The sequence below is a fragment of the Pseudomonas sp. ASL4 genome (assembly GCF_056680395.1).
Genome location: NZ_CM155280.1, coordinates 5219916 through 5241945, shown reverse-complemented (window position 1 = coordinate 5241945; position 22030 = coordinate 5219916). Strand labels below are relative to the sequence as shown.

Genomic DNA, 22030 nt, shown 5'->3' with positions numbered 1-22030 from the left:
GCTCGAATGTATAAATTGATCGTTGAAGATGTCCATAAAAACTACGGCAGCCACGAAGTGCTCAAAGGTGTTTCGCTCAAGGCCAAGGCGGGTGATGTGATCAGCCTTATCGGTTCCTCCGGGTCCGGGAAAAGTACTTTCTTGCGCTGTATCAATCATCTGGAGCAACCGTCGGCCGGGCGGATTATCGTCAATTCCCAAGAGCTGCTGACCCGTAAAAACTCAAGGGGCGACTTGTGTGCGGTCGATCCGCGGCAGTTGCAGGTCGTGCGCAGCCAGCTATCGATGGTGTTTCAGCACTTCAATCTGTGGAGCCACATGACGGTGCTGGAAAACCTCATCGAGTGCCCGATGAGCGTGCTGGGTCTCGGTCGCTCGCAAGCGTTGGAGCGTGCGCGCCATTACCTCGCCAAGGTCGGTCTGCCCGCCAAGGTTGAGGGCCAGTATCCGGTCCATCTGTCCGGTGGCCAGCAGCAGCGCGTCGCTATCGCCCGCGCGCTGGCCATGGAGCCCCAGGTGATGTTGTTCGATGAACCAACCTCCGCCCTGGATCCGGAATTGGTCGGCGAGGTGCTCAAGGTCATGCAGCAACTGGCCGAGGAGGGCCGGACGATGGTGGTCGTCACCCATGAGATGGCCTTTGCCAGGCAGGTGTCGAACCACGTTATGTTTCTGCATCAGGGGCGGGTGGAGGAAGAGGGGGCGCCAGGCACGGTGCTGGAACAGCCCCGCAGCGAGCGGTTGCAGCAGTTTTTGAGCGGGAGCCTCAAGTAATGCGGGGCTGAACAGGTTGATCAGGCCGACGACCGCGTTTTTTCGGGCTAACCTGTCTGACGGTTGATGCCTCATAGTGGGCGGAGTACGAAGCGCCGCTAGACGGTACTCAACGGGCGAACGGGAAGATTCGCCACGTCATAAGGTTCAGGGAGCGTCATGGGACATCCGTCAGTCAAAGTGCGTATTGAAAGCCTTCAGCCGTCCTTTCTGGCCGAGCAAATCGAGGCCAAGCTCAAGGTTCGTTATGCCGTGGTTTTGCTGGTCGCGGTGTGCCTGTCCATGTCCGCCATTGCGATTTGGGAAGGCTGGAATTCGCGTGAGTACCACCTGCATGACCAGGAAGTGGCGATGTCCAACCTCGCCCAAACCCTCGCGTCCCAGGCGCAGTCAACGATCAAACAGGCCGACACGTTGCTGTTTACCCTGGTCGATCGCGTCGAAAAGGACGGGATGGGTCAGGCGCCGTATACCCGAATGCAAAGTTTGCTCAGTGCGCAACGCAGCGAGCTGTCCCAGCTCCATGGTTTGTTTATCTACGACGAAAACGGGCGTTGGCTCGTCAACTCCAACGGCGCCGTTGTGCCAGATGCCAATAATGCTGACCGTGAGTACTTCATCTTCCATCGTGACCATACCGACCGTGGCCCGCATATCGGCCCGTCGATAAAAAGTCGTTCGACCGGTGAGTGGATCATGACGGTGTCGAGAAGGATCAATCATTCCGACGGCAGCTTCGCCGGTGTGGCGTTGGCAACGATTTATCTCAATCATTTCCTCGCGCTGTACGACAGTATCGAGCTGGGTAACAACGGCGCGATCAATCTGATTGCGGACAACGGCACCATCGTTGTTCGTCGGCCCTTCAAGGAAGCCGACGTCGGCACCAGCGTTGCCAATGGGCCGTTGTTTACCCAGTTTCTACCCGTTGCCAGTTCGGGGACTGCAACGTTCAAGTCGGTGATCGATGGCGTTGAGCGGGTGTTCGGATTTCGACGGGTGAGTGGTTATCCGCTGATCGTCTCCGCAGCCATCAACAAGGAGGAAGTGCTGAACGGCTGGCGTCAGGAATCCACGAACAGTGCGATTATCGTGTCACTGCTGCTGGCGTTCCTTGGTGCGCTCGGTTATCGGCTCATTCGGGTCATGAAGCAGCAGAACCACATTCAAAGCGAACTGCTGGGGGCCCAGGAAAAGCTCATCGAAGTTAACCGCAGTCTGGAACTGCTGGCCCTCGAAGATGCGCTGACCGGGCTGTCCAATCGGCGTCAGTTCGATTTGTTCATGGTGGCGGAAATGGGCCGCTCCCGGCGCAGCCAGACCGGTCTTGCGCTGCTGATGATCGATGTCGATCACTTCAAGCTGTTCAACGATCTCTACGGGCATTTGGCCGGTGATGAGTGTTTGCGCAATATCAGCGTCATCATCAAAGACAACATCAAGCGCCCCGGAGACTTGGCGGCGCGTTATGGCGGTGAAGAATTTGCGGTGGTGCTGCCCGGCACCGACTATGTCGGGGCTTTCCTGGTGGCGGAAAAAATCCGTCGTGCGGTTCAACTGGCGGGTATCAAGCACACTGACAGTGCCGAAGGGACGGTGACGGTCAGCCTGGGTGTCTGCGCCTACGACCCGGCATCGCAAGCCACCTCCGACGATTTGATCGGCGCCGCCGACAAGGCGTTGTACGTGGCCAAGGCCAGTGGCCGGAACATGAGCGTCATCGCCAACTGAATTCAGATAAAGCGGTCGCTGCCCTGGACGAGTTGGGTCGCCAGCCAGGTTTGCTTGAGTTTCTCCAGCCACCAGCCAAGGGCACGACCGTCATGGTCGCCGCGCCAGCCGGCATAGAGGATGTTCGGCTCGCGCGGGTCGGCCATCTGCTTTTCCACCAGCGAGCCGTTTTTCAGCAAAGAGCCGACCCGATGCCGGGGTAACCAGCCCACGCCCAAGCCGTCGCATTGGGCGAGGATCTTGGCGCGCATGGTTGGCACGGCGAGCACTGGTTGCCCGCCGGAAACACCGTAGGTGCTGCCTTCGGTGGCACGGGAAGAGTCGGCGACGACAATCGCCCGGTGCTGTGTCACCAGTGTTCGGGAGATGGGTTCTTTGGCCTTGGCCAGCGGATGTTTCGGCGAGACGGCGAACACCCATTCCATTTCCCCCAACTGCATCCAGCGCAATGAAGGGATGGCGGGTGGTTCGTTGGTGGCGCCGATGATCAGGTCTGCGCGACCTTCACGCAGGGCTTCCCAGACCCCTTTGAGCACCTCCTGAGTGATGCGCAGCGGCACTCCGGATTCCAGCGCGTCGAACTCGTGAATCACCGGGATCAAGGTGTCGAATTCCAGCAATTCGTCAGTGACGATCCATAACCGGCTCTCCCAGCCGTTGGCCACTTGTTGCACGCGCTGAGTCAGCCGGGAGACGTCCTGCATCAGCCGCGCGGCCTCGTTTACCAGCAACTCGCCAGCGGCGGTGAGTTGCAGGCGGTAGCGGCGGCGGTCGAACAGCAAGGCGTCGAAGCGTTCTTCCAGTTGGCGCGCGGCGTAGGAAACGGTGGAAGGCGCCTTGCCCAAATGGGCGGCGGCGCGCGACAGGCTGCCGGTTTCGCGGATGGCTTGCAGCAATGCCAGGTCTTCAATCGACAGCATGTTTCAGATCCTCGACAGTCAAATGCGACACCGAACCTGTGGCGAGGGGGCTTGGCCCCGTTCGGCTGCGAAGCAGTCGTAATCCGGCCAACTCGGTGTGTCTGACAGAATGCGGGGGGGGCCGCTTCGCCGCCCAACGGGGGCAAGCCCCCTCGCCACAGTAAGCCCCTTAGCCACAGGTTTTGTGTCAGCCGAGCCTTACGCTGCCCGACGCAACTTCCACATCCGGATCAACCGAACATAGACCACCAGGTTAACCGCCAGCACCACGCTACCCAGCCCCAGTTGAATCGTCGGTGTCAGTCCGGCCGGGTAAATGACCGGCAAAACGTAATGCTCGACGAAACCGCCGCCATACACGGTTTGCCCGGCGGCTTCGCGCATCAGGTTTTCCCAATAGGTCAGCGGGCAGGTCAGGTGAAAGACTTCCACGATCACACCCCACGCGGCGGCGGGCAGGTGCCACCAGATCAGGTGGCGCCATTTGAGCATCAGCAGCCCGCCAAACAGCACGAACAGAATGAACAACAGGTGAAACAGCACCAGCCCGTCGGCGGCGATTCGGTAAAGCATGTCGGCTCCCTGACTCTTTAAGTGAATCGCTGCATGTTACTCGGGCTGGTGGCCTGCGCTCTATCGATTCAATGCGCCCAGTACGTCTTTCAAGCGCGCCACAGTGTTTTCGCCACTGCGCTGCATCGGCGCGCGCAGTTCGTCGTCGATCAAGCCTTGCAGGGCCAGGGCGGTTTTGACCGGGGCGGGATTAGGTTCGATGAACAGGCTTTGGATCAGTGGCAGTAACCGGAAGAACGTCGTTCGCCCCGTCGCGAGCTGGTTGTCGCGAATCTGTCGGTACAGCGCCACAAACAGCTCGGGATGCACATGGGCCGATGCGGCAATCGCACCTTTGGCTCCGAGGCACAAGGCGTTGAAAATTTGCGGATCTTCGCCGCACAGTACGTCAACCGTGCCACTGGCCAGCAGTGCGAGGGTTGTAGCGTGATTGCCGCCACAATCCTTGATCGCAACGATCCGCTCGTGGCTGACGATGTTGAGCAAGGTCGCTTGCTCGAACGCCACGCCGGTACGGTAGGGGATGTCGTAGAGAATGATCGGCACGCTGGAAGCGTCGGCGACAGTCTTGAAAAAGGCTTCGAGGCCGGCCTGGGACGGACGGATGTAGTACGGCGGCGGCACAAGCAGGCCTGCCAGGGGCCGTTTCAGGATTTCGCTCTGGAACTGCAGCAACTCGGTCAGGTTATTGCCGGCCAGGCCCATGACCACCTGCTCGGCCGGCACCAACTCAAGCACGGCGTCGAGCACCGCCAGTTGCTCATGTTTGCCCAGCGCCGCGGCTTCCCCGGTGGTGCCGCAGACCACAATGCCATCCACGCCGTTTTCCAGCAGATGGCTGACCAGCCGCCGCAACCCGACGAAGTCGATGGCGCCGTGGTGAAACGGCGTGACGATTGGGACCCAGATACCTTGAAACGATGACATGTACGTTCTCCTGAAGGTTGACCGATTTCGTCACCGTCAGAAGCGTAGAAGGAAAGTAAGCAAGGGAAGGGTGCCCGTCGCGCTCAATGTCCTGTCAGCTCATCTGACGGGACAGCGCGCCCCGGTCACATGAGCGACTGTTTCTTCGATTTGAGGGTGTTCGCAACGCAACCTTGCGCCTTGGCAATCAAGCCAATGACGACGGTGTTGAGGTTGAAGGTTGCGGACATGTTGCTGACACCCTGAATGAGGCGCTCAGTTTTAAAAGGCGCCGATGTGTTTGTCAACCGCGCTTTTAATCACGGAAATCGCCGAACTCGGCGCGCATCCGCCCATTGTGCTTGGCCCGGTAAAGCAATTTGTCGACCTGTTCGACGAAGTTCACTGCGCTATCGCCCAGGTGTACGACGGTGGTGCCAACGCCCAGACTCAGGGTCACCAGCGCTGAAACCGTCGACAACTCATGGGGAATTTGCTGCTGGCGAATCAAGTGCAGGCATTTGCGCGCCACCAGCCTGGCGGACTCGGCATCGGATTCCGGCAGCAGCCAGACGAACTCTTCGCCGCCGATCCGAGCGATGAAATCCCGTGGCCGGTTAGCGGCCCGGGACAAGGTTTGCGCCACGCGCCGCAGGCATTCGTCACCCTGAATGTGGCCGTAGTGATCGTTGTACTGCTTGAAGTAGTCGATATCCATAATCAGCAACGACAGCGGCAATCCGGTGCGCTGGGCATTGCTCCATTCGCGTTCCAGCACGGTGTCGAACATGCGCCGGTTGGCGATGCCGGTGAGGCCGTCCTGGAACGAATATTCTTCGAGCTGCTTCTGCAGGCGAATCAGGTGTTCTTCGGTTTTCTTGCGCTCGCTGATATCGAACATGAAGCCCACCAGCGCCTCCACTTCACCGTCCTTGCGCACCACGTGCACCACATCGCGAATCCACACGTAGTCGCCGTTTTCGGTCAACGCACGATAGTCGGCCTCATGATCGACGCCGGCCCGGGATTGCGACACGCAGAAGTCCACGACGTAGTCGCGGTCATCCGGGTGCATGCGCTCGACCCAGTCATTGACCGAGGTCCAACTGTCCTGCTTCCAGCCGAGCAAGCTTTCGATTTGCGGGCCGATGTAGCTGAACGTCATGGTTTTCCAGTCGATCCGCCAAGGAATCGCCTTGGTCGACTCAAGCAGGGTTTTGTAGACATCGCTGTCGGTGTCGACGGAACTCATAAAGGGCCGGCCTCAAGGAGAAATGCAGCGCCATCATGTTGATACTGCCGTGGCGAAGCAAGCCGGCAGCCGATGAAAGGCAGCGCAACGTGAGTAATGCCGATCAGTTAAGTCTGGCACCGAACCTGTGGCGAGGGAGCTTGCTCCCGCTGGGCTGCGAAGCGGCCCCTGCTTATCCCTAAAAAGCAGGGGACTGCTACGCAGTCCAACGGGAGCAAGCTCCCTCGCCACAGATGACTCATCGCCAATTCCATCTCTTAACTGACTGGCAGTTGGCAACGTGCGTTCCTTGAAAGTGCGCAAGATTGTTCAAGCCTTCGGCGCCGTCTGCTGGCACAGTCGTTGGTCCTTCCACGGGTTGTAGAGCGTTATGTCGAATTCACTCATGCCGCGCAGTGCCTTTCTGCGGGGGGCGGCGGCGATCATGCCGCTGTCCCTGGCCACCGCGCCCTGGGGGCTGTTGGCCGGTTCCATGGCCATCGAGGCCAACCTGACGCCCCTGCAAGGTCAAGGTTTGTCGAGCATCGTGTTTGCCGGTGCCGCGCAACTGGTGGCGATCGGCATGCTCAAGGGCGGGGCCGGGGTCTTTTCAATCCTGCTGACCACGCTGCTGCTGACCTCCCAGCATTTGCTGTACGGGATGAGCATGCGTTCGGTGATTTCACCGTTGCCGGGTCGCTGGCGGGTGGGGTTGGGCTTTTTGCTCACCGACGAGTTGTTCGCCCTGACCAGTCAACACGACAAACAGCAGTTCAACCGCTGGTACGCCTTGGGCGTGGGGCTGACGTTCTACATCGCCTGGAACCTCTTCACCCTGGCCGGCATCGTGCTCGGCAGCAGCATCCCGGGCCTGGAACATCTGGGGCTGGATTTCTCCATCGCGGCGACCTTTATCGCCCTGATTACACCCGTGGTGCGTAACGTGCCGACGGTGGTCTGTGTGGCGGTGTCGCTGTTCTGTTCGGTGCTGTTCAGCTATTGGCAATGGGGCTCGGCCCTGGTGTTGTCAGGGTTGGCGGGCATGACCGCCGGGTTTATCTGCAACAAGTTTTCCCGGGAGCGCACATGATCGTCTGGGCAGTGATTATCGGCATGGGTGTTTTGGTGTTTCTGAACCGCTACGTGTTTCTTGAGCCCCGATTGCCGGTGCGGTTGAGCAGCAATGCGCGGCAGTTTCTCGGTTTTGCGGTGCCGGGCATGCTCACGGCCATCTGCGGGCCGATTGTGTTTATGCCGGACAAACAACTGAACCTGCAGTGGGACAACCCTTATCTGCTCAGCTCGCTGGTGGCCGTAGGATTGGTGCTTTACACCCGTAATACGCTGCTCAGCATGCTGTTGAGCATGGGGTTCTTCTTTTTGCTGCGCTGGTGGCTTTGAGTCGGGCGGGTGAATCTGTTCTACGCTTAAAGCTGGTAGTTGATCGCTTCAGGAAGAGAGGTGGACATGGCAACTGAACCCAAGCAGCCGGACCTGGATGAAGACACGGATGAACCGAGTGAAGAAGAAATTGAGCGCCAGAGACGCTCGATGCCGGACTGGAAGCATCCTGACGATGGTAAAGAGCTGTCAGATCTCGACGTAGAAATTCCGCTTAAACCTTAAAGTCAAAAGATCGCAGCCTTCGGCAGCTCCTACAGGGGATTGTGTTCCTATGTAGATACCGTCTTGAATCTCACCGAGCAAGCGCAAATTCAGGGTCATATGGCTGGCCCGATTTGAGCACTGCGTAAACGTAATGCAGCAGCTTGCGCATGGCAGCACAGATGATCTGCTTGGGGGCCTTGCCGTTGGCCTTCAGGCGATCTTTCATGGCGATTATTGCTTTGTTGTGTTGCAACGCGACCAAGCCCGGCATGTATAGGCCTGCGCGCAAGCGCGCTGAGCCGATCTTCGAGATCGGGCTGCGGCCCTTGAGGAGCCCTGATTCCTGGAGTTCTGGATTCAGGCCAGCAGCCGCGACAAGTTTTCGAGGGTCGTCGTACTTGCGCAGGTCGCCCAGCTCAGCCAGCAACCGCTCAAGCGTTTTCTCGCCAATGCCGTCGATGGTCACGACCAAGTCGCGCATCTGGCGCATGTCGGGGTCGTCATCGATATGTTTTTTGATCGCCTTGTGGGTTTCAACGATTTCTTTTTCGATGTGGCCAATCACCGAGTTGATCGACTCTTTGACCTTTTCGTCGGACACGTCCAGACGATTACGCTCCATTTGCTCCATCTCTTGAAGGTCATCCAGGCGACGAACCATGGCCTTCAGTTGGCGGAACTTCAGCGGTTCCGGAGCCCAAAGCTTGAGCTTTTCATTTTTTTCTTTAGCGAAGTCGGCGATCAGCTTGGCATCACTCTTGTCGGTTTTGATCCGACGTAACTCGCTGCCCGCATACGCGTGAGTCGTGGCCGGATTCACCACGCAGACCCGATAACCCTTGTTGTAGACGAACTCGGCGAGCTCCAGATGATAGACACTGGTCGCTTCCATCACGATCAGGGTCGAAGGCTCGGCCTGCTTCTGCAACCAAACTTCAAACTCTTTGAAACCCTTGGAATTGTTAGCCAGTTTGGCCTTGGTTTTATGCTTGCCATTTGGCAGATGTGTAGCGATATCAAAGGTGTTTTTAGCGACATCGACGCCGACGAAACTGGACATAACACTCTCCCAATCAGATCAATTGCGATCATCACTGCACTCTGTCCGACCTTGCGAATGCGGGCTCTAGCCAGAGGCGGGCCCAAGATACCGTTCGAACTATACGAGTGAGTGCGGAGGGTTGGAGCACGATCTACGTCACAGGCAAAAAGCCTAAGGAGCTGCACGGCTTCCAGGTCCCTCCCTCGATGATCAGTCGAGAACTATCGCTCCTGACGGAGCAATAGTCGAGATACAAGGAGCTGCCGAAGGCTGCGATCTTTTAGCAGGCATCAAGCAGAATCAAATAGCTTCATTCCAGCGTATTTGCGTAATACCCAATTGCAACGCTTTGTCCCGCGCAGTTTCGAGGCTGGCGCATGGGGCAATCTTGTGACTGGTTTGGGGATAAGCATGGGCGGAGGCCGAACGAATCGCCTCGACATCGGAAAATCCCGCCGCCAGTTTGAAAAAGTGCTGTCGCACACCGTCGAGCAAATAGTGCACGGCATAAGGAATAAGTTCGCTCATGTATTCCTCCTGAAGCCATCAAGACTTAGGCCCGTCGTCAAATAGGAAATTCAGAGAGATCTGCGGTATTGCCCTCATGCAGAAAGGGTTCGCCTGAAAAAAGAGGCCGCTGCGCCTTTTTATTGAGAGTGTTTCTGTTCAGGGTTCGTTCAGTACTTATGCTGTATTAGCCCGCAAGCATTGCCCTAAACGTCTTCCAACTGAGGGAAGTCGGGATGAGCGGCTCGGTAACCGAGTGTTTTATCGATCCAGGCATTGAGTTCATTCACCATCACCGGCGGCTTGCCCGGATAGCTTTGCAAGGTTGAGCGCAGAGTGCTGTTGATGTCAGCGACTGAGCGCAGGTTTCGAGTCTTTATGTAATGGCCGATAAAGCCGTCGAGTTGCAAGTGTTCTGTCATCGAAAGATAGACACACTCCAGCCCACCGACTTGATGGATTGCAAAATCGTCGCGCACTTATTTCTCTGCAAGGTATGTAAAAGTTGTAGGGATTTATTCGGGTTGTTGACTCTTTGGTCAACTGGGAGGCGTTTATGGAAATACGGCGCGCATGCTATCTGCAGTCATTCTAAATGTATGTATGACGGTTGAAATGTCAGACCAGCGGTTGATGCGTCAAATGGCCACGCTTATATAAGTGTCTCTTTACTGAAACACTCGATGTAACGTTTAAATTTTTAATTTGTATAGACAAGTTCATCAGGCGTCGGCTGAAGATTTCAGCCTTATCTGCGTCAGATGACATGAGCCCGCTGCAACTCAGTCAATGACAACGCCTTGAGTCGTGCGAGCAATGGATCGCGGCGATCACGGGGATGGGCCAGGTCTACCGCCAATTCCTGGCGAATGCTGCTGGGTCGATTGTCCATCACCAGCACCCGATCACTCAGGTACAGCGCTTCATCGACATCATGGGTCACCAGCAGCAGTGCGATGGCGTGGCGCTCGGCCAGTTGCAGCAGCAGGTCCTGGAGTTTCATCCGGGTGAAGGCGTCCACTGCGCTGAACGGTTCGTCCAACAACAGCACCTGCGGGCGCGAATACAAGCCGCGCGCAATCGCCACCCGTTGCGCCATGCCGCCGGACAAGGCCTTGGGCAATGCCTGGGCGAAACCGCCGAGGCCGACTTCTTCGATCAATTGCGCAACCCAGGCCTTGTCGTATTGGTTGTCGGCGCTGAAACCGATGTTTTGTTCCACCGTCAGCCACGGCATCAGCCGCGGTTCCTGAAACACGAATGCGACTTCGCCGGCGTTGTTGTGCAGTTCGCCCTGAAAGTCCTTTTCCAGCCCGGCAACGATCCGCAGCAAGGTACTTTTGCCGCAACCGCTGGGGCCCAGCAAACTGACGGCTTCCCGGGGGTTCAATTGCAGATGAATGTTGTTGAGCACGGTGGTAGCGGCGAAGGTTTTGCGCTCCACGCGAATGTCCAGCAGGTGTTCGGTCATGGCTCAATCCTCTGCGCTTTGGCCGTTGAAGGTGTCGCGCCAGGCCAGGAAGCGTTTCTCCAGGCCGGCGAGGATGCCGTCGCTGAGTTTGCCCAGTACCGCCAGCACGATGATGGCGGCCAGGACGATGTCCGGACGTGAGGTTTCGCGACCATCACTGAGCAGATAGCCCAAGCCTTTGGTCGCGGCGATCAGTTCGGCGGCCACCAGAAACATCCAGGCCAGGCTCATGCCGCTGCGCAGTCCGGTGAACAGGCCGGGCAGGGCGGCGGGCAACAGAATCCGCCGCACCAGCCGGGCCCGACTGAAACCATACATCTGCCCGACTTCCACCAGTTTGCGGTCGATGTCGCGGATCGCCGCGACGCCGTTGAGGTACACCGGGAAGAAGGCGCCGATGGCGATCAGGACGATTTTCGAGGTCTCGTCGATGCCCAGCCATAGCAGCAACAGCGGCACCCAGGCCAGGCTCGGAATCGAGCGCAGACCGGCGAAGGTCGGCTCCAGATACGCTTCGGCTTCGCGGCTCAAACCGACCCACGCGGCAAACACCAAGGCCAGGCTGGCACCGATGGCGAACCCCAGTAGCACCCGCAACAGACTGGCGCTGATGTGTTTCCATAGCGCGCCTTCAGCCAGATCACTCAGGGTCAGGGCCACGTCGCTGGGGGCGGGCATTTGGTAGGACGGCAGCCAGCCGATGCGTACGACGAATTCCAGCACCAGGATGATCAGCACCGGCAGGGCGAGGCCTTTTAGGCGCAGTTTCCAGGCGTTGTTCAGGCGACGCGGTGCGGGCAATGTTAGAGGGGCGGGCAGGGTTTTACTTTTGCTGGTCATGGGGTTCTCCAGACAAAGATCGCATCCCTGTAGGAGCGAGGCTTGCCCGCGAAGGGGCCTTTGAAAACGCCAAAAGCTTCGCGGGCAAGCCTCGCTCCTACAGGGGCTGTGCTTTTATTGACGGGCCACGGTTTCTTTGAAGCCGGTGTCGATCAGTTGATCAATGACCTGGTCGACATTCACCCCACGGCGAACCAGTTCTTCGGACACCAGAATCGGCGCCGCGGCCTTGGAGGCAAGCACATCCTTGGCGGTCAATTGCGGGCTGCTCAGGTCGGTTCGCGACAGTTGCAGTTTGGCCACTTCCAGCGGTAGGCCGGATTCGCTGGCGAGCAGTTTCGCCAGTTCTTCCGGGTTTTTAACCGCCCATTCACGCGCCTGTTCATAGGCGTTGAGCACGGTTTCAATGGTTTTCGGGTGTTCCTTGGCGTAGCTGTCAGTGACGCTGACCACGCCGTAACTGTTGAAGTTGGTGTTGCGATAGAGCAACCGGGAACCGGCCTGGACCTGGCTGGCGGCCATGTGCGGGTCAAGCCCGGCCCAAGCGTCGACGTCACCTTTTTCCAGCGCGGTGCGACCGTCCGGATGTTGCAAATGCACCAGCTCCACATCGTCCTTGCTCAAGCCTGCCTGTTGCAGGCTACGCAACGTAAACAGATACGGATCGGTGCCTTTAGTGGCGGCGATTTTCTTGCCTTTCAGATCGGCCACGGTCTTGTAGGGCGAATCCTTGCGCACCACCAACGCGGTCCATTCGGCGCGGCTGTAAACGTACACCGACTTGATCGGGCTACCGTTGGCCCGGCTCAACACGGCCGCGAGGCTGGCGGAGGAGGCGAAGTCAACGCCGCCACTGTTCAGGTATTCCAGAGAGCGGTTGCTGCCTTGGCTCAGCACCCAGCCGACTTTGGTCTGGGGCAGGGCTTTTTCCAGGAAGCCGAAGTGCTTGAGCACCAGGCTGACTGGCGAGTAATAGGCGTAATCCAGATGCACTTCGGCCGGGGTTGTTTCGGCGGCCTGGACCATGGGTTGCATACTTAAGGCGATGGCGACGGCGCTGATCAGGTGCCTGGCTTTGGGGAAACGGAAGAGGGAACTCATGGGAGCAACTCCGGCAAGGCAACGGGATTCTTATGTCCTGATTATTGGTTTGTATAAATGCGTCCTGCATAAAAGGAATATTGCAGGCTCTGTGCCATGTGTTGGATTTCACGGTTTTCGGGGCTTTACGGGGTTTTTTAGGGGTATTCGATGTGCGCAGTGAAACAGTCTGTTGCGCCGCTGTTGCTGGGCAAACACTGACCGTTACTGGTCATGAGCTTATGCATAAATCGAATTTAAAAAGCTTGTGATAAGAGCGTTATGGTCTATCGGAATAACAGCCCCGGAGCCTCCGATGAACCTGTCCCGATTCCTGTGCAGCCTGCTGACCAGCGCACTGTTTACCGCGCCGTTTTCCTACGCCGCTGAACCGGTCGTCCTGCATGTCGGCGACCAGAACTACTACAACGTTCGCGCCTCGGTCGAGGCGTCGGGTGTGTTGGAGGGCGCGCCTTACACCGTCGACTGGAAACACTTCCAGGCCGCCGCGCCGCTGGCAGAAGCGCTGAATACCGGCGCGCTGGACCTGGGCTTTCTCGGTGATTCGGGCTTTCTGTTCCTGGCCGCCAAGCAAGCACCAGTGAAGCTGATTGGCGTGTCACGGCAGAACCCGGACACCATCGCCTTGTTGGTGCCCAAGGATTCGCCGGTCAAAACTATCGCCGACCTCAAGGGCAAGAAAGTCGCCTACTGGCCCGGCGCCTGGAGCCAGCAACTGACCTTGCGTGCGCTGGAGCAAGCTGACCTGCCGGAAGACTACGTCGACTTCATCAAACTGATGCCGATCGACGCTGCGGCAGCGTTACCCCAAGGCAGTATCGATGCGTTTCCGGTCTGGGAACCGTACATTTCCCAGCAGATTCTGTTCTCCGGCGCCCGGCCGATTCTCACAGCCAAAAACCTGATGCCCGGCCTCAGCGCGATTGCTGCCTCGACGCCGTCAATCGACAGCAAACGCGAGGCCATCGCCGACTTCCTCGGGCGCCTGAAAAAGGCCCGGGCCTGGGTCGACAACCACACTGACGAATATGCCGATCTCTGGGCAAAGAAGGCCAATCTCGATCAAGACGTTTCCCGCCATTGGTTGCGCCAGGCACACATGACCGTCGGCCCGGTGGATCAGCAAGCGGCGGCAGATTTGCAGAGTACCGCGGACTTCCTGTTCAAGGTCAAGGCACTGCCGGCAGCAATGGCGACGGCGCCGATCATCGACAACTCATTCCAGAAGTCCTTGGCCGAGTAACGCGTCACCCTGCAGCATGTCGATAAAGCGCTGTGCTGCCGGCGCCATGGCCTGGCCCGTGCGGGTGATCAGGCCAATCTGGCGGGTGACGCCGGGATGATCCACCGGCACTTTCACTAGATCATCGCGACCGTCATCGGCTGACTCGGGCAGCAGGCTCACACCCAGACCCTGACGCACCAGCGCCAGCACCGTTGACATGTAATTGGCTTCCAGTCCTGGCGACAACGGCAGTTGCGCGTCGGCGAACAATTGCTCCACAAGCTCCCGCACGCTGCTGTCGCGCCCGGTCAGGATGATCGGTTGCGCCGTCAGTTCGCTCAGTTTGACGGCGCTCCGTCGGGCCAGCGGGTGATTGGCGGGGATGAACAGGCACAGCCGATCCTCCAGCACTGTTTGAAACTCCAGCCCATGGCTCATCCGCGCCCGCACGCCGAGGCCGAAGTCCACTTCGCCATCACGTACCAGCGTGTCGATCCGTTGAGCCACGACGTCCCGCAGCCGTACTTCGACCCCCGGAAACTGCTCGCGAAACTGTTTCAGCAGCGGCGGTAGCGCGCCAGCACACAGCGACGGCAGGGCGGCGATGGTGACCACGCCCCGGCGCAACGACGCCAGATCCCTAGACGCGCTGACGATGTTGTCCAGGTCCAGCAGCAGCTTTTCCATGGGCAACAGCGCGCTTTGTCCTGCGCTGGTGAGCGCAACATGCCGTGGGCTGCGTTCGAGCAGGGCGACGCCGAGCCAGTCTTCCAGTTGTTGAATCTGCACGGTCAGGGCCGAAGGCGAGAGGTTCAGCGCGACTGCTGCCTTGGAAAAGCTGCCGGTTTGTGCCACGACCAGAAAGGCGCGGATGTGCTGGATCGAGTTCTTCATTTTGTTTTTCCGAATGCTGGCAGCCGAACATTTCAATTTACAAAGATTACCTGCAATTCCAATACTCGATGAAAACAACAACAGCGCATTTCATCGCCGCCGCGAGCAGAAATGCCAAACAGGACCTGCCCATGCTTGCCACACTCGGTGTCATCACCATTCTCTGTTTGCTTGTTGCTGTGATGAGCAAACGCCTATCGCCCCTGGTTGCACTGATCGCCTTGCCGATCATTGCTGCGTTGATCGGTGGTTTCGGTCTGCAAACCAGCGCCTTCATCATTACCGGCATCAAGAACGTCGCCCCGGTGGTCGGGATGTTTGTGTTCGCCATTCTGTTCTTCGGCGTGATGACCGACGCCGGCATGCTCGACCCGATCATTGACCGCATCCTGAAGCGAGTCGGCACTCGCCCGACGCGCATCGTCATGGGCACCGCGCTGTTGGCGTTGTTGGTGCATCTGGACGGTTCAGGAGCAGTGACGTTTCTGGTGACCATCCCGGCCATGTTGCCGTTGTACACGCGCCTCGGCATGGACAAACGCATTCTCGCTTGCGTCACGGCCATGGCTGCCGGCGTTAACTTCCTGCCCTGGACCGGCCCGGTGCTGCGTTCCTCGGCGGCATTGCATGTGCCAGTGGCCGACCTGTTTCAGCCGTTGATCCCGGTGCAGATCGTCGGCCTGGTGTTCGTCTTCACCTGTGCCTGGTTCCTCGGTCGCCGCGAAGAACGACGCTTGGGCCTGGGCGCCGGGGCGTCGGTAGAGGTGATGCCGCAACGGGTGCTGACCGAGGCCGAAGTTGCCCTGCGCAAGCCACGGCTGTTCTGGCTCAACCTGGTGCTGACGGTGGTGGTGATGGGCGTGATGATTGCCGGGGTCGTCGACCCGGTGGTGATGTTCATGCTCGGCACAGTGCTCGCCTTGTGCATTAACTACCCCAACGTCGACGCCCAACGCGCGCGCATCGACGCCCATGCGAAAACTGCGCTGACAATGGCCAGTATTCTGCTCGCCGCCGGGGTCTTCACCGGGATCATGCAGGGCAGCGGGATGCTCAAGGCCATGGCCGAGGTTGCGGTGGCGCAGATTCCCGCCGGGCACGGCAAGCTGATTCCGATGGTGGTGGGTTTTATCTCGATGCCCTTGAGCCTGCTGTTCGATCCCGATTCCTTCTATTTCGGCATCATGCCGGTGGTGGCCGAGGTCGGCCGGGCCTTGGGTGTCGATCCGCTGCAAGTGGCCCAGGCGTCGCTGCTGGGCGTGCACACCACTGGGTTCCCGGTCAGCCCGCTGACCCCGGCGACCTTCCTGTTGGTGGGGCTGTGCAAGATCGAACTGGCGGATCACCAGCGCTTCACCATCCCTTTTCTGTTCGCTGCCTCGGTGCTCATGACCCTGACCGCGCTGCTCATTGGAGTCTTCTGAATGAAAACCTTACGCATCGGTTCCGGTGCCGGTTACTCCGGCGACCGCATTGAGCCAGCGATTGAACTGGCCGAGCACGGCGATCTGGATTACCTGGTATTCGAATGCCTGGCCGAGCGCACCATCGCTCTAGCGCAGCAGGCGCGTCTGCTCGACCCGCAAGCCGGCTTCGACCCGCTGCTGGGCGAGCGCATGCGCCGGGTGCTGCCCTTTGTCGGGCGTGGCGCCGATGGTCAGCGCCGACGCTTGCGGGTGATCACCAACATGGGCGCGGCCAACCCGCTGGCGGCGGCGCGGGAAGTGCGGCGGATCGCCGGGGAATTGGGGTTGCCGGGGCTCAAAGTGATCGCGCTCAGCGGCGACGATGTGCTGGCGACCCTGCTGGATGATCCGTCGCAGACTCTGGATAACGGCAAGACGCTGGCGTCGTTGGGCGAGCGCCTGATTTCGGCCAACGCCTACCTGGGCGTGGACGGCATCATCGACGCATTGCGCGCGGATGCCGACGTGGTAATCACCGGTCGCGTGGCGGACCCGTCACTGTTCCTCGCGCCGCAGATATTCGAATTCGGCTGGGCGACGGACGATTGGACATTGTTGGGACGTGGCACGTTGGTCGGCCATTTGCTCGAATGTGCCGGGCAGATCAGCGGCGGCTATTTTGCCGATCCGGGGTTCAAGGACGTGCCGGATCTGGCGCGCCTGGGATTTCCGCTGGCCGAAGTGGACGCCACGGGGCGCGCAGTGATCAGCAAAGTCGCCGGGTCGGGTGGGCGCATCGATACCGCGACCTGCACCGAACAGATGATCTATGAAGTGCATGACCCGGCGGCTTACCTCACGCCGGATGTCAGCGCCGATTTTTCCGGTGTGTCATTCACCGTTCAAGGGCCGGATCAGGTGCTGGCTGTAGGCGCCGACGGCCGGGAGCGACCGCCATCCCTGAAAGTCTCGGTGGGTTATCTCGATGGCTGGATCGGCGAGGGACAGATCTCCTATGGCGGGCCGGGTGCGTTGGCGCGAGGGCGATTGGCGCGAGAAGTGGTGTTGGAACGCCTGAAACTGACGGGTGTGGCGTTTGAAGAGATCCGCGTCGAGTTGATTGGCGTTGATGCCTTGCACGGTCTTGAGCTGGGGGCGCGGGCGGACAGCGAACCCTGGGAAGTGCGCTTGCGTGTGGCTGCCCGGTGCGCCGATCGTGCCGAAGCAGTGCGCATTGGCAACGAAGTGGAAACCCTCTACACCAACGGCCCTTACGGCGGTGGTGGCGCCAGCAAATCGGTGCGCCAGGTGGTGGCGGTGGCGTCGCTGTTACTGCCGCGCGATGCCGTCACCGTGCAGATTCATTCGGAGGACATGGCATGAGTGGTATCAAGCTGCGTGAGCTGGCCCATTCTCGAACGGGCGACAAGGGCGACACTTCCAACATCTCGGTGATTGCCTTTCGGGCCGAGGACTATCCACGTTTGTGTCAGTGGCTGACGGTGGAACGAGTCACCGCGCATTTCGCCGAGTTGCTGGACCCATCCGGGCCACCGTTGCGACGCTACGAACTGCCCAACGTCCACGCGCTTAACTTTGTCTTGCCCGGCATTCTGCGCGGAGGCGTCACCCGTTCCCTTGCTCTTGACGCCCACGGCAAGGCGCTGGGTGCGGCGTTGCTCGATCTGGAACTATGAAACACCCAAAATAGCGGCACTTGAACCAAAACTGTGTACCCTAATCCAACCTGAGCCCGCAGCCACCTGCGGGCTCACGGGAGGATCATCGGGCGAGGGGTTTTTGCCATTAACGTGACGACCGCAACGGTCTGGCCCAAGGCAAAACATGACACGACTGTTCAAGGTTCTATCGGCGCTCACCCTGGTTGTCGGGCTGGCGGGCTGCATTGCGGCTCCGATCGAAATGACGCCCCAGACGCAACAGCGCCTGCAAGCGCAGCCGCCGATCCGCTTTCTGCTGACCTTTGACGACGGCCCGAGCGCATCAAGCTTCTGGAACCCGACCGACACGGTGCTCGACAGCCTCGCGCAAAACCCGGTGCAGCCGAACATCAAAGCGGTGTTCTTTGTGCAGACCGGCGCGCCACGGGCCGGCGACAGTGACATCGGTCGCCGGGTCATGCACCGTGAGCATGCCGAGGGGCAAATCCTTGGTTTTCACACCGCCACCCACTTTCACACCAACCATCGCTCGTTGAGCCCTGAAGATCTGGAAAAGTCACTGACCCAGGGCAGTGCCGATATCGCCGCCATCACCGGGGCGCCGCCGACCCTGGTGCGTCCGCCGTTCTGGAATTACGACAAGCGCACCTTCGCCGCGTATCAGCAACATGGCATGCACGTGTTATTGACCGACCTGAGCGCCAACGACGGCAAGATCTGGGGCTTCAACGCCAGCCCCCGGCGACGGGCGAACATGTTGCGTCAGCTCTCGGAAGTCCGTGAGCGCATCGCCCAGGGTGAACTGCCTGCGGTCGATGGGGTGATTCCGGTGGTGGTGACTTTCCACGACCTCAATCGCTACACCGCCCGGCACACCCGCGAATACCTGCAAATCCTGCTCGACAGCGCCAGCGCTACCGGGGTGAAAACCGCTCCGAAGCCGTTTTATGACGATCAAGCCCAGTTGCTCCGAGCCGCGATGGCCCGCACGGTCACCGAAAGTTCAGAACCGGTCCGTTTGCCGGGGATCTGGAACTGGTTTTGGGACGGGGATAGCCATTGAGATTGACCAAAGTGAGACGCAGATAACACTTATTGTTGGTATTCGCGAGCGCGGGAAGGAAAGCGGTTCTATGCTGTTCAGATTGGATCCGATCAACAGCCATGGAGGCCCCCGTCATGGTTTCAGTCCCAGAGCTTTGCCACATTGTGCAGTCCGGTTTTCGTCCGCTCTCGTGCGACTGCACGGTGAACCGCGACGGGACGCTACGGATCAAGGTCTACGAGCCTTCGACCGGGCGGACCTCTCTGTTGCTTCCCTATGTCTCGCCATCGCGACTGACCACAGTTCGCGACATTGCAAACCTGATTGGCGAACTTCGCACCGAAATGAGTGCAGGACGCCGGGCGTTTGCTGGTTGACGGACTGAGTCCTAAAACTTAGACACTTAACCTGTGGCGAGGGGGCTTGCCCCCGTTGGGCTGCGAAGCGGCCCCCGGCATTCTGTCAGACATACCGCATATGCAGGATTTACGACTGCTTTGCAGCCGAACGGGGGCAAGCCCCCTCGCCACAAGCAAGCTCCCTCGCCACAGGTATTCATTGCACACCCAATCTCATTTCAGTCCCGCGGCAGCAGTTCATCAATCATCTGCAAACAATGATTCAACCCCGGTGACACGTCGCCCACCCGTCGACTGAGAATAATCGGCGAGGTGGCATTGTCTTCCAGCAGCGGCGTGAAGCCGATGTCGTCGCGGTGCAGCAATTGCACCGAGGCCGGCACCAGGGTGACACCGATGCCGGCGCCCACCAGACCGATCGCGGTCTGCAGTTCATTGGTCCATTGCGCCACATGGATGCTCACGCCGTAGGATTCGAATAGCGCGATCACATGATCGGCGTAACTCGGTCGCGGGTTGCCGGGATAGAGCACGAAAGGCTCCTTCGCCAGTTCGCGCAGGCTGATCGGGCGGGTCAGCAACGGATGGCCGGCGGGCAGGGCGGCGACTAGCCGATCCTCGGTCAGCACGGTCTGGATGATCGCCGGGTCGTCGATACGGATTCGACCGAAACCGACATCAATCCGCCCAGCCTTGAGCGCCTGCACCTGTTGCAGGGTGGTCATTTCCGACAACCCCAGTTCGAGCTCCAGATGCTCATGGTTGCGCAAGCGGCGGATCAGTTCCGGCAGCACGCCGTAGAGTGTCGACGGCGCGAAACCGATGCCCAGCCAGGTCTGTTCGCCCAGACCGATCCGTCGCGTGTTGTCGCAGACCTTGTTCAGTTGCTCCAGCAGCGCACTGGAGTGCTCATGGAAAAACCGCCCGGCCTCGGTCAGCTTCAGCGGCCGCCCACGTTCAAGCAGTTGCACCCCGAGTTCGTCTTCCAGTTGCTGGATCTGCCGGCTCAGGGGCGGCTGGGCGATGTGCAGCCGTTCGGCGGCGCGGGTGAAGTTGAGGGTTTGAGCCAACACCTGAAAGTAACGCAGGTGACGCAGTTCCATAAGGCCTCCAGACGCTGATCAGTTGAATACCTTTAAGGTATCAAGCCAGACCAATTCTATATTGGCCGCTATTGAAAAGCCGTATGAGAATCCGATTCAGAACTTAAAGAACCTGACGGGTATCGACATGCGTGCAACAGCCATTGAATCGATCGAGACGATCATCGTCGATCTGCCGACCATCCGCCCGCACAAACTGGCGATGCACACCATGCAGAACCAGACCCTGGTGATCATCCGCGTGCGCTGCGCCGATGGCATTGAAGGGATTGGCGAATCCACCACCATCGGTGGCCTGGCGTACGGCAACGAAAGCCCGGACAGCATCAAGACCAACATCGACAAACATTTCGCACCGTTGCTGGTCGGCGAGGACAGCAGCAATGTCAACGCCGCGATGTGGCGCCTGGAGCGGAGCATCCGCGGTAATACGTTCGCCAAGTCAGGCATCGAAACCGCCTTGCTCGACGCCCAAGGCAAGCGCCTCGGCCTACCGGTCAGCGAATTGCTCGGTGGTCGGGTTCGCGATGCGTTGCCGGTGGCCTGGACCCTGGCCAGCGGCGACACCGACAAAGACATCGCCGAAGCCGAGCAGATGCTCGACCTGCGCCGCCACCGGATCTTCAAGCTGAAAATCGGCGCCGGCGAAGTCAATCGCGACCTGGCGCACGTCATCGCGATCAAAAAAGCCCTCGGTGATCGCGCCAGTGTGCGGGTCGACGTTAACCAGGCCTGGGACGAATCAGTCGCGCTGCGCGCCTGCCGGATTCTCGGCAGCAACGGCATCGACTTGATCGAGCAACCGATCTCGCGCAACAACCGCGCCGGCATGGTGCGCCTGAATGCCATCAGTCCGGCGCCGATCATGGCTGATGAGTCCATCGAATGCGTGGAAGACGCCTTCAACCTGGCGCGCGAGGGCGCCGCTTCGGTGTTCGCCCTGAAGATCGCCAAGAACGGTGGCCCACGCGCCGTGCTGCGAACCGCTGCAATTGCCGAAGCGGCCGGTATCGGCCTGTACGGCGGCACCATGCTCGAAGGCGGGATCGGCACGCTGGCCTCGGCCCATGCCTTTATTACGTTGCACAAACTGGCCTGGGACACTGAACTGTTCGGCCCGTTGCTGCTGACCGAGGACATTCTCACCGAGCCATTGGTCTATCGCGATTTTGAGCTGCACGTACCGAACACACCGGGGCTGGGGCTGACGCTGGATGAGGAACGCCTGGCGTTTTTCCGTCGCGACAAGTCATCGACCGCTATTCAAAACGCCTGAGGAGAGCATCATGCTGTTCCACGTAAAAATGACCGTAAACCTGCCGCTCGACATGAACCCCGAGCGCGCCGCACAGCTCAAGGCCGACGAAAAAGCCCTGGCCCAGCGCCTGCAAGAGCAGGGCAAGTGGCGTCACCTGTGGCGCATCGCCGGGCTTTACGCCAATTACAGCGTGTTCGACGTCGACAGCGTTCAGGAACTGCACGACCTGCTGATGCAATTGCCGCTGTACCCGTACATGGCCATCGAGGTCACCGCGATGTGCCGGCATCCTTCTTCGATTCGTGAGGATGACCGCTGAACCCAGCCTGTTCAGTTCGCTACGATAATAATGAC

25 protein-coding genes are annotated in these 22030 nt (G+C 59.4%); 13 read left to right on the top strand and 12 right to left on the bottom strand.

Features of this window, described 5'->3' with window-relative positions:
• Nucleotides 1-6: 6 nt before the first annotated feature.
• Both AC1MEW_RS23655 and AC1MEW_RS23650 read left to right on the top strand, forming a co-directional pair.
• Nucleotides 7-774 carry an ABC transporter ATP-binding protein gene (locus AC1MEW_RS23655; protein WP_201257494.1) on the top strand — a complete coding sequence of 256 codons (768 nt, stop codon included), beginning with the start codon at nucleotides 7-9 and terminating at the stop codon, nucleotides 772-774.
• Nucleotides 775-933: 159 nt separating this feature from the next.
• Nucleotides 934-2505, top strand: coding sequence for a sensor domain-containing diguanylate cyclase (locus AC1MEW_RS23650; RefSeq protein WP_201257493.1), 1572 nt, complete (start codon nucleotides 934-936; stop codon nucleotides 2503-2505).
• A 2-nt stretch (nucleotides 2506-2507) separates the two neighbouring features.
• On the opposite strand, the gene AC1MEW_RS23645 is transcribed toward AC1MEW_RS23650, so the two are convergent.
• From AC1MEW_RS23645 to AC1MEW_RS23630, 4 genes are all read right to left on the bottom strand, one after another.
• Nucleotides 2508-3425: a LysR family transcriptional regulator gene (locus AC1MEW_RS23645; RefSeq protein ID WP_480423778.1), complete on the bottom strand. Its 918-nt coding sequence runs from the start codon at nucleotides 3423-3425 to the stop codon at nucleotides 2508-2510.
• A 198-nt stretch (nucleotides 3426-3623) separates the two neighbouring features.
• The gene (locus tag AC1MEW_RS23640; protein ID WP_480423777.1) at nucleotides 3624-3998 is read right to left on the bottom strand and encodes a DUF2784 domain-containing protein; all 375 of its coding nucleotides are present in this window, start codon (nucleotides 3996-3998) and stop codon (nucleotides 3624-3626) included.
• Between the two features lie 60 nt (nucleotides 3999-4058).
• On the bottom strand, nucleotides 4059-4925 hold the full coding sequence (gene dapA / locus AC1MEW_RS23635) for a 4-hydroxy-tetrahydrodipicolinate synthase (RefSeq protein WP_201257490.1): 867 nt from the start codon (nucleotides 4923-4925) through the stop codon (nucleotides 4059-4061).
• A gap of 295 nt (nucleotides 4926-5220) precedes the next feature.
• Nucleotides 5221-6156 carry a diguanylate cyclase gene (locus AC1MEW_RS23630; RefSeq protein WP_480423776.1) on the bottom strand — a complete coding sequence of 312 codons (936 nt, stop codon included), beginning with the start codon at nucleotides 6154-6156 and terminating at the stop codon, nucleotides 5221-5223.
• A gap of 370 nt (nucleotides 6157-6526) precedes the next feature.
• On the opposite strand from AC1MEW_RS23630, the gene AC1MEW_RS23625 reads away from it, so the two are divergent.
• From AC1MEW_RS23625 to AC1MEW_RS23615, 3 genes are all read left to right on the top strand, one after another.
• Nucleotides 6527-7225 (top strand): AzlC family ABC transporter permease, encoded by a 699-nt coding sequence (locus tag AC1MEW_RS23625; protein ID WP_201202932.1) that lies wholly within the window; start codon nucleotides 6527-6529, stop codon nucleotides 7223-7225.
• Nucleotides 7225-7536, top strand: coding sequence for an AzlD domain-containing protein (locus tag AC1MEW_RS23620; protein WP_177333631.1), 312 nt, complete (start codon nucleotides 7225-7227; stop codon nucleotides 7534-7536). Before AC1MEW_RS23625 ends, AC1MEW_RS23620 begins: the two co-directional genes overlap by 1 nt.
• A 66-nt stretch (nucleotides 7537-7602) precedes the next feature.
• Nucleotides 7603-7761: a hypothetical protein gene (locus AC1MEW_RS23615; protein ID WP_201257488.1), complete on the top strand. Its 159-nt coding sequence runs from the start codon at nucleotides 7603-7605 to the stop codon at nucleotides 7759-7761.
• Nucleotides 7762-7831: 70 nt separating this feature from the next.
• Here AC1MEW_RS23615 and AC1MEW_RS23610 read toward each other — a convergent pair whose 3' ends face one another.
• The 6 genes from AC1MEW_RS23610 to AC1MEW_RS23585 form a co-directional block, all read right to left on the bottom strand.
• Complete coding sequence (locus tag AC1MEW_RS23610) at nucleotides 7832-8803, bottom strand: IS110 family RNA-guided transposase (RefSeq protein WP_480423023.1); 972 nt, start codon at nucleotides 8801-8803, stop codon at nucleotides 7832-7834.
• Nucleotides 8804-9085: 282 nt separating this feature from the next.
• Nucleotides 9086-9313 carry a DUF6555 family protein gene (locus tag AC1MEW_RS23605; protein ID WP_480423775.1) on the bottom strand — a complete coding sequence of 76 codons (228 nt, stop codon included), beginning with the start codon at nucleotides 9311-9313 and terminating at the stop codon, nucleotides 9086-9088.
• 185 nt (nucleotides 9314-9498) lie between these two features.
• Entirely contained in the window at nucleotides 9499-9771 is a 273-nt protein-coding gene (locus AC1MEW_RS23600) for a hypothetical protein (RefSeq protein ID WP_201257486.1), read from the bottom strand.
• A 278-nt stretch (nucleotides 9772-10049) separates the two neighbouring features.
• Nucleotides 10050-10763, bottom strand: a complete 714-nt coding sequence (locus tag AC1MEW_RS23595) for an ABC transporter ATP-binding protein (RefSeq protein WP_201257485.1) — start codon at nucleotides 10761-10763, stop codon at nucleotides 10050-10052.
• 3 nt (nucleotides 10764-10766) lie between these two features.
• Nucleotides 10767-11603: an ABC transporter permease gene (locus AC1MEW_RS23590; protein ID WP_201257484.1), complete on the bottom strand. Its 837-nt coding sequence runs from the start codon at nucleotides 11601-11603 to the stop codon at nucleotides 10767-10769.
• Nucleotides 11604-11717: 114 nt separating this feature from the next.
• Entirely contained in the window at nucleotides 11718-12704 is a 987-nt protein-coding gene (locus AC1MEW_RS23585) for an aliphatic sulfonate ABC transporter substrate-binding protein (RefSeq protein WP_201257483.1), read from the bottom strand.
• Between the two features lie 295 nt (nucleotides 12705-12999).
• On the opposite strand from AC1MEW_RS23585, the gene AC1MEW_RS23580 reads away from it, so the two are divergent.
• Nucleotides 13000-13947, top strand: a complete 948-nt coding sequence (locus AC1MEW_RS23580) for an ABC transporter substrate-binding protein (protein ID WP_480423774.1) — start codon at nucleotides 13000-13002, stop codon at nucleotides 13945-13947.
• Here AC1MEW_RS23580 and AC1MEW_RS23575 read toward each other — a convergent pair.
• Entirely contained in the window at nucleotides 13921-14823 is a 903-nt protein-coding gene (locus AC1MEW_RS23575; protein ID WP_322268249.1) for a LysR family transcriptional regulator, read from the bottom strand. The two genes, AC1MEW_RS23580 and AC1MEW_RS23575, sit on opposite strands and share 27 nt — an antisense overlap.
• Before the next feature lie 131 nt (nucleotides 14824-14954).
• Between AC1MEW_RS23575 and AC1MEW_RS23570 the strand changes: the two genes are divergently transcribed.
• From AC1MEW_RS23570 to AC1MEW_RS23550, 5 genes are all read left to right on the top strand, one after another.
• Nucleotides 14955-16247 (top strand): CitMHS family transporter, encoded by a 1293-nt coding sequence (locus AC1MEW_RS23570; RefSeq protein ID WP_201257480.1) that lies wholly within the window; start codon nucleotides 14955-14957, stop codon nucleotides 16245-16247.
• Nucleotides 16248-17612 (top strand): acyclic terpene utilization AtuA family protein, encoded by a 1365-nt coding sequence (locus AC1MEW_RS23565; protein ID WP_480423773.1) that lies wholly within the window; start codon nucleotides 16248-16250, stop codon nucleotides 17610-17612.
• Nucleotides 17609-17926 carry an AtuA-related protein gene (locus tag AC1MEW_RS23560; protein ID WP_201257478.1) on the top strand — a complete coding sequence of 106 codons (318 nt, stop codon included), beginning with the start codon at nucleotides 17609-17611 and terminating at the stop codon, nucleotides 17924-17926. Before AC1MEW_RS23565 ends, AC1MEW_RS23560 begins: the two co-directional genes overlap by 4 nt.
• A 148-nt stretch (nucleotides 17927-18074) precedes the next feature.
• The gene (locus AC1MEW_RS23555; protein ID WP_201257477.1) at nucleotides 18075-18974 is read left to right on the top strand and encodes a polysaccharide deacetylase family protein; all 900 of its coding nucleotides are present in this window, start codon (nucleotides 18075-18077) and stop codon (nucleotides 18972-18974) included.
• Nucleotides 18975-19090: 116 nt separating this feature from the next.
• Complete coding sequence (locus tag AC1MEW_RS23550) at nucleotides 19091-19333, top strand: DUF1652 domain-containing protein (protein WP_201257476.1); 243 nt, start codon at nucleotides 19091-19093, stop codon at nucleotides 19331-19333.
• A 200-nt stretch (nucleotides 19334-19533) separates the two neighbouring features.
• Here AC1MEW_RS23550 and AC1MEW_RS23545 read toward each other — a convergent pair whose 3' ends face one another.
• Nucleotides 19534-20418, bottom strand: a complete 885-nt coding sequence (locus tag AC1MEW_RS23545; RefSeq protein ID WP_480423772.1) for a LysR family transcriptional regulator — start codon at nucleotides 20416-20418, stop codon at nucleotides 19534-19536.
• Between the two features lie 127 nt (nucleotides 20419-20545).
• Here AC1MEW_RS23545 and AC1MEW_RS23540 point away from each other — a divergent pair, with 127 nt between their 5' ends.
• Both AC1MEW_RS23540 and catC read left to right on the top strand, forming a co-directional pair.
• Nucleotides 20546-21694, top strand: a complete 1149-nt coding sequence (locus tag AC1MEW_RS23540; protein ID WP_480423771.1) for a muconate cycloisomerase family protein — start codon at nucleotides 20546-20548, stop codon at nucleotides 21692-21694.
• A gap of 10 nt (nucleotides 21695-21704) precedes the next feature.
• The gene (gene catC / locus AC1MEW_RS23535) at nucleotides 21705-21995 is read left to right on the top strand and encodes a muconolactone Delta-isomerase (RefSeq protein WP_322268253.1); all 291 of its coding nucleotides are present in this window, start codon (nucleotides 21705-21707) and stop codon (nucleotides 21993-21995) included.
• Nucleotides 21996-22030 lie beyond the last annotated feature (35 nt).